Source organism: Candidatus Margulisiibacteriota bacterium (genome assembly GCA_003242895.1).
GTDB lineage: Bacteria > Margulisbacteria > Riflemargulisbacteria > GWF2-39-127 > GWF2-39-127 > GWF2-39-127.
The window spans coordinates 60,198-71,036 of the sequence record QKMY01000017.1 but is presented as its reverse complement, the minus strand read 5'-3'; the positions used below and the strand labels follow the sequence as shown (position 1 = coordinate 71,036).

General features: G+C 39.5%; 9 protein-coding genes and 1 tRNA gene. 4 read left to right on the top strand and 6 right to left on the bottom strand.

Annotated elements, in window-relative coordinates:
• Positions 1-106 precede the first annotated feature (106 nt).
• Positions 107-967, top strand: coding sequence for an alpha/beta hydrolase (locus DKM50_01570; GenBank protein ID PZM83791.1), 861 nt, complete (start codon positions 107-109; stop codon positions 965-967).
• A gap of 14 nt (positions 968-981) precedes the next feature.
• Here the strand turns inward: DKM50_01570 and DKM50_01565 are convergent.
• From DKM50_01565 to DKM50_01540, 6 genes are all read right to left on the bottom strand, one after another.
• A tRNA-Arg gene (locus DKM50_01565) sits at positions 982-1,058 on the bottom strand.
• A 66-nt stretch (positions 1,059-1,124) separates the two neighbouring features.
• Positions 1,125-1,859 (bottom strand): hypothetical protein, encoded by a 735-nt coding sequence (locus DKM50_01560; GenBank protein ID PZM83790.1) that lies wholly within the window; start codon positions 1,857-1,859, stop codon positions 1,125-1,127.
• A 100-nt stretch (positions 1,860-1,959) separates the two neighbouring features.
• Positions 1,960-3,771: a hypothetical protein gene (locus tag DKM50_01555; GenBank protein ID PZM83789.1), complete on the bottom strand. Its 1,812-nt coding sequence runs from the start codon at positions 3,769-3,771 to the stop codon at positions 1,960-1,962.
• 142 nt (positions 3,772-3,913) lie between these two features.
• The gene (locus DKM50_01550; protein PZM83788.1) at positions 3,914-5,164 is read right to left on the bottom strand and encodes a hypothetical protein; all 1,251 of its coding nucleotides are present in this window, start codon (positions 5,162-5,164) and stop codon (positions 3,914-3,916) included.
• Between the two features lie 16 nt (positions 5,165-5,180).
• A complete protein-coding gene (locus DKM50_01545) occupies positions 5,181-5,963 on the bottom strand; it encodes a hypothetical protein (GenBank protein PZM83787.1) in 783 nt (260 codons plus the stop codon).
• Positions 5,964-6,197: 234 nt separating this feature from the next.
• A complete protein-coding gene (locus DKM50_01540; protein PZM83786.1) occupies positions 6,198-8,177 on the bottom strand; it encodes an excinuclease ABC subunit B in 1,980 nt (659 codons plus the stop codon).
• Between the two features lie 249 nt (positions 8,178-8,426).
• Here DKM50_01540 and DKM50_01535 point away from each other — a divergent pair, with 249 nt between their 5' ends.
• From DKM50_01535 to DKM50_01525, 3 genes are all read left to right on the top strand, one after another.
• Positions 8,427-8,807 (top strand): hypothetical protein, encoded by a 381-nt coding sequence (locus DKM50_01535; protein PZM83785.1) that lies wholly within the window; start codon positions 8,427-8,429, stop codon positions 8,805-8,807.
• A gap of 76 nt (positions 8,808-8,883) precedes the next feature.
• Positions 8,884-9,447, top strand: coding sequence for a hypothetical protein (locus tag DKM50_01530; protein ID PZM83784.1), 564 nt, complete (start codon positions 8,884-8,886; stop codon positions 9,445-9,447).
• A 116-nt stretch (positions 9,448-9,563) separates the two neighbouring features.
• Positions 9,564-10,838, top strand: coding sequence for a 7,8-didemethyl-8-hydroxy-5-deazariboflavin synthase subunit CofG (locus tag DKM50_01525; protein PZM83783.1), 1,275 nt, complete (start codon positions 9,564-9,566; stop codon positions 10,836-10,838).
• The last annotated feature ends 1 nt before the right edge of the window (position 10,839 follow it).

Sequence of the window (10,839 nt, the reverse complement as noted above, 5' to 3'; positions counted from 1 at the left end):
TTATAATATAGGGACTTCTCTTGTTAAATGTTTAGTCTATAGATCAATGCAATATTTGCCGATCTGACTAACCATTCTGAAACGTATTATACGAGGAGAAATAATTATGGAAAAGTCACTGCCTTCTATTATAAATACCTCAATGGGGCCTATTGAGTATCTTGATACGGGGTCCGGTCCCGCAATACTCTGTATACACGGTGCCATGGGTGGTTATGATCAATCAATAACACTAGCAAAAACTATCGGGGCGCCTGGCTATCGCTATATTGCCGTTTCCCGCCCAGGATACTTGGGCACCCCCCTTAGCTCCGGTCTTACGCCGGAAGAACAAGCAGATCTATTGGCAAAACTCCTTGACGCACTTCAGGTTAAAGAAGTCATTGTTATGGCAATTTCAGGAGGAGGCCCAAGTGCAATGCAGTTTGCTCTACGCCATAATAAACGTTGTCAAAAATTAATACTCTGTTCCACAGTTGGCAGTCCTGCAGCAAATAAAATCCCAATGTCATTCCATGTGTTTACCAGGCTTGCCAGAATTAAACCTCTGGTCAGGTTACTGAAAAGAAAGACTGAGGCCAATCTGGAGCAGTCAATGAGCAAGTCGATCTCAGATCCTGAGATATTGAAAAAAACCCTACACAATACCGAGGTAATGGAATTATTCAAAGTCGTTCTTCTTGGTAGCTTTGATCGGATGGCTGACCGCGTTGCCGGAACAAAAAATGATATCAGGATTAGTGGACAATTTACTTGTCAGTATGAAAGTATTACGGTTCCGACATTAATCGTTCATGGGTCGAAAGACCCTTTAGTCCCATTTGAACATCATGGAAAAATCCTGGCTGAAAGTATTCCGGGTGCAAAGCTCTGTTTGCTCGAAGGAGGAGAACACGTAGCAATATTTACCCATCGCAATCAAGTGCAAAAAGCTGTGAAGGATTTTCTCAATCAAACCATTTTATAGTAAACTTCAAATTTTGGCGTCCCCGAATGGAATCGAACCATCGGCCTCGCCCTTAGGAGGGGCGCGCTCTATCCTACTGAGCTACGGGGACATAGGACGAATTGTATATAATTTTTCTTAGCATTTATTATACAATCAAATACAAAATGGAACAACGTCATAAAATAAATGAAATCGACATAAGATACGAGTTCCCTAAAGTGTGCGGCTTAAAACTTAGATCGACATTAAGACTAGCAGAAGTAAGTCCGACACCTCCACGCCATTGCTGCCCGGAAGTCCCGATCCGCAAACTAAGATATTGATTAAGCATGAAATCCAAACCAATATTCATTTTCTGAGCTAGATTGTCAATATAAGCATACTCTATACTGGCACTGCCTATCTCCGTAGTATACGATGTGCCAAGAGTGATCCTTGTAGCAATTGGATCTTTGCCGAGCTTGCTCCTGGTGATATTATCAATAACTCCGCCGATCATCCAGTTATCCAGAAAGTAATGGTAGAAGCCCCAATTTATGACAAAACCATTATAATGAACAGTATCATAATTCTCGTTAATATACCCGAGAGATAACCCTACTCCGTTGGTATCAGAGAAAGCCTTGGTAAAACTGAGGTTCAAATAACGCTGTGTAGCATCAAACGTTCCCAGATAGGTATCATTTTCCAGATATTTTTCGATACCGGGGCTATACACCTGCAACAATTGAATACCATAACTCACACCGGTAGAAGTGCTTCCGGAAAGCAAAAAAGACGTAACAAAATCATCCCAGAAAATATTACCGAAATAACAGGAAAAAAGTTTCTCGGTCTTAACTCCAAGTAACGCCGGATTATACAAATTGAGCTGATTCCCGTTTAGCAGAGCAACACCTGATAGCCCCATACTCTGGTTCCGTATGCTGCATTGGTAGTCCATGAACTCTGAAGAATAGGTACGAGTAATACTCCAGGCATCTGCAGAAAAAGCAAAACACCCAATGATACTAATGAGTAATAACAATCTTTGTCTTAGCCGCATCACTTTGCCCTTTACTATCTTTTACTTTTAGAAGAAGGTAGTATACCCCTATTGGAAGTCTTTCTCCTTGATTATCAGAACCGTCCCAACTAATTGCAGTAATATATGAATCAATAAGAGGATAATATTTATAGCCGGAAACAACTTTCTCACCTGAGACAGAGTAAATATCATACCAGATCTCGTTAATATCAGAATTAATAAGCACTTTTATTTTCACTTGATCAACAGCAGATTTATCAAAAGGATTAGGTGCTACATAGAGTTTTTTAATTAGCTTATTAGCTGTACCTGAAAGAGGATATGTTAACAAATAACTCATTACTTTTCGAGCATTAACTCGGCCTGCACCGACATCTGCAGAATTACAGGGGTCAGCGGTCTGCTTTAAGATATATTCAACCTCTTCCGGTGAAAGCTGTGGATTCTGGGACAAGAAAAGTGCCGCAACTCCAGCAACTACCGGAGATGCCATGGAAGTTCCGGACATTGGAGCATACAGGTTATTGGCACCGTCATTCACAATTCTATTATTTAGATTACTTTCATGAATACTGCTCACCGTACTAAAAATAGTCTGCCCGGGCGCGGCAATATCAACCCATGTTCCGTAATTAGAAAACCCTGCCCGCCTATTGTTGGAATCTAATGCTGCCACCGAAATAACAAAAGGGTACGCAGCCGGATATGAGCGCACATCTGTGGTCTCGTTGCCTGCAGCAGCAACCAGTACGATCCCGGCTTGATAAGCAAGCTGCAACTGCTCATAGATCAGCTTATCATCAACCGTATCACCAAAACTCATATTTATGACATTAGCGCCATTTCTTCTTGCATAAGCAAGGCTATTAATGATTGATTCACTTGTCAAAAACCCGCCATCCAGAGTATCGAAACCCGCCCTTAACGCCATTATCCTGACATCAGGAGCTATCCCTGCGACACCGACAGCATTATCCGTCTGCGCGGCAATAATACCGGCAATATGTGTGCCATGAGCAATCCTATCCATCGGATCTGCATCCTGTACGTCATAATCTTCCCCTTGTACCCGAACTATCCCAAGTCCTTCAGGATCATTTGACAGGTCAACGAAGTCCCAACCCATTACATCATCTTTATAGCCATTACCATCATTATCAACCCCATCGCCAGGGCTCTCTCCCGGATTAAGCCACATGCTCCCTTGAAGGTCCACATGATTATAATCAACTCCGGTATCGATAACCGCAACAACTACATTGGACGACCCGCGAGTAACATCCCATGCAGCCGGAAGATCAATCGCATTAACATACCATTGACGATTGAGATAAGTATCATTCGGAACACTAAGCGGTTGATTATAAGTACCGCAAACCCGTATCAAGCGCAAAGGCTCAACAATTGCAACATCAGGCTGATTAAGCAATAATCTCTTGCCCTCTTCTGATGACATCGCCTGATTGAGCCTTACTTTGTACACATCTCCAACCTGGGTATTTTTAACAGTGCTTAAAACAGAAAATCGCTTGAGTTCATCTCTCTGCCCTTTGTACTTAACGAGAAAAACTCCGGGAACAATATTGGGAGGAATCGAGTCATCCGCAAAAAGCAGCGTAAAATCAAAAAGAATGAACAGAAGCAGCAAGAACACCGCCGATATTTTTATAGATTTCAATACGGCACAAAATATACTTTCAATTAATCGCAAGGTTTGAGTTGCTCCAAGACGCTCGAAATTGTAAGGGTTCAATAAACGAGCAGTACTGAATACTCTAATTTCTGCCATATTCATCTTTCTCAGCCGATTTTCTTTACTTTAGCAAGCTTAACGCAAAAGCGCATAGGGAGTTAACAAATATCCCCCTCATTCTTCGCTAAAAGAAAAGTGAGGGGGATCCCATGATGAAAAAAAACAATACTATGAACTAAAGCTACTAAAAATAAAAACCTGTTTCAACCACTTGGTAAGTAACAGGATTAATACCAACTTTCCTGCCTAGCTCATCAGTAAAATTAGCATATGAAATATGAAAAAAAGCCAGATCAATTGATGCTCCGAAGGTAGTATTACCCTGATTATTTCCTAGTCTAATTTTCAGAATATCAGAAAACAGACCTTTCTCTATCCCCATATGTATCTTCTTAAAAAAGCTTTTATCGGGACTGATAATATCGTAATCGAAGGCAACGACAAAATCCTTTGTCAGTTCACGTACTATTGGGATCGGAAGATCAATCGTAGCGATACCAGAATACCCGATTTTCGCAGTCATAGGAATAGTATCAGAAAAACTTTCTTTAACATTTGTACTTACATCGATAATTCTCGAACCTTTAATTGTTGTCGATAGATCCTTAAAGACCATACCCATTTTACCATTTTTCAGCCAAGGCATATCAATAAGCAAACCAACATCATAACCTGTTCCGGAGGCATCGGTATACCCTATAGGTAATCGGCCAGAATCAAACTCGTCATCGCCCATCGCAGAAACCAGATTGCCTAAACCTATCTCTATAGTATCAGACCCATCGAGCTTGTTATATGTTCTTTGCTGAGTTAGCATTTTTATTCCAACTCCAAGGTCCATATCAAAGGGAATGAGCCCTTTATTGATTTTTTTACTGAACCCGATAATTCCTGCACTATCGACTATTCCCTGAAGACGTATCCTTGGATCTGAACTATTAACAAATGCCGCATATATCTGTGCATTGCCAAATCCGCCAAACCCCATTTTATCCGAAAACAAATTTATCCCAGGGATAAAAGAAGAAGCAATAAAACTTGGAAAGGTATTTACAGAAATATTAGCGCGCAGGCTCAGAGGTGTAACTTTTTGAAGTTCTGTTAAAACGTCAACGCTTTTCTGATTATCACTCTTATTTGCATCTGAACCAATTTTATCTAAATTTTCAGAAAAATCGCTCAGTCTTTGCGTATCTTTTGAATTTAAAAAGCTTCCCGTTCCTTCAGCTTTCACTGAAAGAATATGGAGGTGTCCACCAATCTGGTTCATCAATGCCGGATTTACATTCAAAACATCAATCCCATTTTCACAGGCAACTCCAACGCCACCCATCCCCGAACTTCTAATGCTAATATACCGCTGAGGGAGGGCCTCAGCATAGGCAATCGAAGAAATACACGTCAAAAAGATAGTTAGTAAGATATATTTTTTCATTATTTTTCTCCCTTTTCTAAAATCCGAATATTGCGTTTAAGCTAGCGACAAATTCATCACCTGTTTTCAGTCCCCGGCTAGCATTTAACTCTTGCAATTGATTGAGTTGGTTAGAGGCATCTTTGATCCCTTGATTATTGCCACCCTCATTCGTATAACCAAACATATCAATGGCACCTTGGGAATGTTCTAGTAAATTAGTGGATACTGAATCCCATCTTGCCAGCATATCGGAGGTAGCGATATTTTCATCATCGGTCAGTCTCCCGTCTCCATTAGCGTCAAAAGCAGAGGTTACAATCATAGTCACCGCTGTCGTTTCAGCGGCGGCGGCATTAAGTGCCTCATTAGGATTAGAAATATCTGCATTTTTTCTAAGATTACCAGCCGCGATCAAAACTATACCCAAATCTCTTGTTGGCGGCAAAGTATCAGATATCCTTGTATAAAAATCATCCGATAAGTTATTAGAACTTCCGCTCATTTGAATAACATTTTTCAGAACATCAACCGGGGATGAACCTATTTTTGAAAGTTCTACCATGGCCAAATCAGTTCTTGCTTGCTTTTCCTCTAAGGTAGCACCTTTCGTCGGTACTGAGTAATCCGCACCTTTTTGCTGTAGGACATCTCTGGCAAAACTCTCAACAGCTGCGCTATCACCGTTTTGTTTGGCAAGTTCAGCTTTCTCAAGTTTATCCGCACTATCGAGCTGTTCCATAGACTTGAATATATTAGCGCAGCCGGCAACGCTAATACTGAGCAGCATAATTCCGATAACTTTTATTATGTTATTCACTGACAACCCCTCCTCATTTACTATTATTATTTAATGGATGGCATCCTTATTTTAGCGCACAAAATAAGGATAACATTTTCAGTAAAACATATTTTCAATTACCTAGTCAAGTTTTTTACTTTTTTTTAATATAATGATTTAAATATAATATTGATAGTGTCGAGGATTTCTAAGAAAACAAGGCACAACTTCCAGTTGTAATTAACTGAAAGGAGGCTACACACTAGCTTTCGGTTATAACTTCAAGGATTCGATTTTATCGCGAATTTTCGCGGCCAGTTCAAAATTAAGATCATCGGCCGCATTGTACATTTCTTTCTTGAGACGCCCGATGACCTTCGGCAGCATATCAGGCGGAATAAAAGCAGGAATATCCAGCACTTCTGGGGTTTTCTCCTGTTTGATTTTATGATAAACATCTTTAATTTGTTTTTTTACCGTAACAGGTGTAATTTTATGGATTAGATTATGTTCGATCTGTATATTTCTTCTTCTCGTTGTTTCTTCCACCGCCCGAAGAATTGAATCAGTCATCTTATCTGCATACAAGAACACTTTGCCGTTACTGTTTCTTGCAGCTCGTCCGATAATCTGAATAAGGCTTCTCTCGTTACGCAAGAACCCCTCTTTATCCGCATCAAGGATCGCGATCATAGATACCTCAGGGATATCCAACCCCTCTCTGAGCAGATTGATCCCAACCAGAACATCGAACACCCCGAGGCGCAGGTCCCTGATAATCTCTATCCTCTCCAAAGTATCGATATCAGAATGCATATATCGGACCTTGAACCCTTGCTCGACAAGATATTCACTAAGGTCCTCAGACATCCGTTTCGTTAGGGTAACAAGCAGCACCCTCTCATCAAGATTAACCCTTAACTTGATCTCATCAATTATATGATCGATCTGATGCTTGGTAGGCCTAATTACGATCGAGGGGTCAACAAGCCCCGTCGGACGAATTATCTGCTCAACTACAAAAGGTTTATTCCCATTAGCAACGCGCTCCAGCTCATATGGACCGGGAGTAGCGCTGACATAGATCACTTTATTTATCCTCGCCATGAACTCTTTGAAATTGAGTGGCCGGTTATCAATCGCAGACGGCAAACGAAACCCGAAATCAACCAAGGTCCTCTTTCGGCTATAATCTCCACCGAACATACCCCTTATCTGCGGCAGTGTCACATGAGACTCATCAACAATCATGAGGAAATCAGCAGGAAAATAGTCGAGCAAAGTTTTTGGCGGGTCACCCCCCTTTCGTCCATCAAGATGACGGGAATAATTCTCGATACCCTTGCAGAAACCTGTCTCTTCAATAATTTCCAGATCGTAATGAGTTCTTGATTCTAACCGTTGCGCTTCCAACAGTTTATTCTCGTTCTTCAGTTCGTCGAGCCTTTCAGAGAGCTCTTGCCGGATATTGCTGACAATTTCAGGCAAGCGGCCTTCCAGTGTAACGTAATGAGTTGCAGGAAATATGGTTACTTCAGGCATAACCATTCGCAGATTAAAGGTCACAGGGTCCAATTCACTTATTTTTTCGATCTCATCACCAAAAAACTCGATACGGATGATACTCTCTTCATATGTAGGGGCAATCTCAATCACATCTCCGCGAATACGGAATTTTCCTCGGCTAAGTTCAAGGTCATTTCTTTCATATTGTATCGATACAAGATCTTTTAAGAGCTTCGTACGTGATTGCATCTGCCCGACAGCATATACTTTTATTGCACCAAGATAATCTTCAGGAGTGCCCAAGCCATAGATGCAGGAAACGGACGCAACAACGATAACATCTTTTCTTGAGAAAAGTGATCGAGTGGCAGAGTGCCTCAACCGGTCAATTTCGTCATTAATTTTGGAATCTTTTTCAATAAAGAGATCTTGTTGCGGCACGTAGGCTTCAGGCTGATAATAATCGAAATACGACACAAAGTACTCTACTGCGTTATCAGGGAAAAATTCCCGGAACTCGGCACACAACTGAGCAGCCAATGTCTTATTGTGCGCAATGACCAGCGTAGGTTTATTAACAGACGCAATTACGTTTGCCATAGTAAATGTTTTCCCGGATCCTGTAACGCCAAGCAATACTTGCTCCGGGATATTATTTTGCAAATTCCCGAGAAGTTCCTTAATCGCATTCGGCTGATCACCTGCCGGGCTATATGGAGACGTTAATCGAAAGTTCTTTGAAATCATACAATAATTCTCTTCTCTATTTTTTGATTCTATTTCAAATATGCTTTAAATATCTGTAATCTCAGGCAAGCAATAACTCATCCAGCCTGTGAGATACAATGCACACGTCTAAACGTATTTATTTTACCACTTACTTTACGCTTGTCAAAAATTAGTAGAAAAACATAAATTTTGCTATTAATCAAAGCAATTTGTTATAATGAAATATATTTACTCATATATATATAGTATTTTCCTAAAGGCTTAAAAATGAAAAAAAAAGCTATAATAATTGAAAATACATTTAACGAAGGCAAAAACTACGGGTATATCCTTAATCGCTACTACGGCGTCGAGGTCAATATTTGTATAGATCCTAAGAATGCGCTCTGCGCAATTCTGGATTTTCTGCCCGACATAATCTTCATGGAAATTGATTTTTACAACCAGATCTCTGGGTTTGAGATCTTAGAAGCTATAAGGGAAATACAACAACTCAGCAAAACCCCAATTGTTATAATATCCCGAATTCGAGATAAAGAAATCATAAAAAAAGTTTATGCTTATGGCATAACATATTATTTCGTAAAACCGCTGGATAAAATTTTCTTTGATAAAAAGATCAACTTAATCCTACAAGGGATAGACTAAAATTTGACAAAAACCACTAATTTAGGTAATATAATTTTTAAAATTTATAATTCTACTCACAAAGGAGCGAATAATAATGCCGGCAAACCAATTTGAAGATAAAGATAACCAACAAAACGATGAAGACCTCTCTCATGAGAACATCAACGTATACCAGAAATCAAAAGGCGTTATTATTAATGAAGAAACCGTTGGAGATGTTAATGCTGAGATCGTAAAAATGGCGAATTCTTCTGCCAAGAACATTTCAGCCAAAAACTCCGCAAAAGTAGAGAAATCACTTATAAAAAACGTTATCACTCAAAACTTTGATGCAACCCAAATGGCTGCATATAAAGTATCATCTGAAAAAGCCAAATATTCCGATACCGTAGTATGTATCAACGACTCGAATGAAACTATTCTCGATAATACTTTAAATGTGGTTTCAGTAAGCAACGCAACTCATGCTACCAAAATGAACTCTTTCGTTAATTATTCCAGAGATACAACCGCAGAAGAGATAAAGAGCGTAATATTTATCGGCAAAAAGATCAACGGAAATATAAAAACTATCTTAACAACAAAAACTGCTGCCATCTTTGGAGGTCTTGCCGGATTGGTATTTTTCTTTTTAAAGATTTTGTTTAAAAATAAATAATATATTGATAATCGAAACTCTCTTCAAAAGATAGCACTTGATTTTGTCTTCCTAAATATGTTAGATTAATTAGGCCTTTTAAAAAAAGACATTTTTTTATTAACAGGAGTGTGTTAATGACAACGAACTTTGGAAATATTAATTTCAACAAAGCCAAAAATCCGGAAGACAAGGATATTGACTCTCCAGAAAACTTCTCACCGATACTCGATGAAGACAAGCGAGTGATTACTTATTCAAACAGCATTACAATAGCGCTCACAAAACACTGTCATAACCAATGCGAATATTGCGATTTTCCAGATATCGGCGGACCGTTAATGGTGCCCTATCATACAATCAAATGCTTCAAAAAAGCTCGATTGCGTAAAGCCAGGGAAGTTAATATTGTTGCAGGAGAAAGACCCGACACTATTAATCTCATACGAACAAAGCTTGATACCTGGGGATTCGAATCATATTCGGAATATGTTTACACTATCTGCGAGCTTGCCTTTCTTGAAGGTCTGCTGCCGCACCTTAACATCGGATATTTAACTCCAAAAGAATTACGCTATCTCAGAGAAATAAGCGTTTCAATGGAAATGAACCTGGAAACAACCAATCGCAACCTGCTTGAAAGTATTCACCAGAATTCTCCGGGAAAAGATCCGGACATACGTGTCAAGTTCATTGAAAGCTGCGGAAAGCTGGAAATACCGGTAACCACAGGACTAAGAGTCGGCATGGGCGAAACCGAAGATAACAGAATAGAAACCCTTACCATTATCAAAAAAATCAACGAACAATATGGACATATACAAGATGTCGTTCTTCATAACTACATTCCAAGACGACGGTTTGTAAATCAGCTACAGCCAACAACAGAAGAATTAATGTTATCTACAGTAAAACTAGCGAGAGAGATCCTCCCAAAAGAGATCAAAATAAGGGTTCCAATTATACTTAACCAGAATATCATTAAATTTATTGATGCCGGAGTAGACGACCTGGGAGAAATACAACCAGGAGAAAGCAGCTTGCTTTTCCCTGGAAACAAGTATCCCAAAATAGAAGAACTCGCAGTTCTCCTCGAGACTAACGGATACAAACTCGATCGACGTCTTCCAATTTATTACGATTTTATTATTAACCAGAAGTATTCAAAGAAGCTGGCTCAATTACTCGACAAATATCGATATAAGCTTAACTTGTCACTCCAGGAAAAAGAAAACAACAAAGGTATTGCTGACATGGATGCTATTGATAGTTCAATTGAAGAAGAAGAAAACGAAGAAGCATTAACCGTTGAAAAAACAGCTGCTATCAAATTAGTAGAAAATATCCTTGAAAACGACCATTTAGATGATGACGACGAAAATCCTTTTGACGAGAAGATAGAAGAGGAATAAA

What these genes read in the sequence shown, in the direction of transcription:
- DKM50_01535 (PZM83785.1), top strand. Translation starts at nt 8,427, where the DNA reads ATGAAAAAAAAAGCTATAATAATTGAAAATACATTTAACGAAGGCAAA.
- DKM50_01555 (PZM83789.1), bottom strand. Translation starts at nt 3,771, where the DNA reads ATGAATATGGCAGAAATTAGAGTATTCAGTACTGCTCGTTTATTGAAC.
- DKM50_01525 (PZM83783.1), top strand. Translation starts at nt 9,564, where the DNA reads ATGACAACGAACTTTGGAAATATTAATTTCAACAAAGCCAAAAATCCG.
- DKM50_01530 (PZM83784.1), top strand. Translation starts at nt 8,884, where the DNA reads ATGCCGGCAAACCAATTTGAAGATAAAGATAACCAACAAAACGATGAA.
- DKM50_01550 (PZM83788.1), bottom strand. Translation starts at nt 5,164, where the DNA reads ATGAAAAAATATATCTTACTAACTATCTTTTTGACGTGTATTTCTTCG.
- DKM50_01540 (PZM83786.1), bottom strand. Translation starts at nt 8,177, where the DNA reads ATGATTTCAAAGAACTTTCGATTAACGTCTCCATATAGCCCGGCAGGT.
- DKM50_01570 (PZM83791.1), top strand. Translation starts at nt 107, where the DNA reads ATGGAAAAGTCACTGCCTTCTATTATAAATACCTCAATGGGGCCTATT.
- DKM50_01560 (PZM83790.1), bottom strand. Translation starts at nt 1,859, where the DNA reads ATGGGGCTATCAGGTGTTGCTCTGCTAAACGGGAATCAGCTCAATTTG.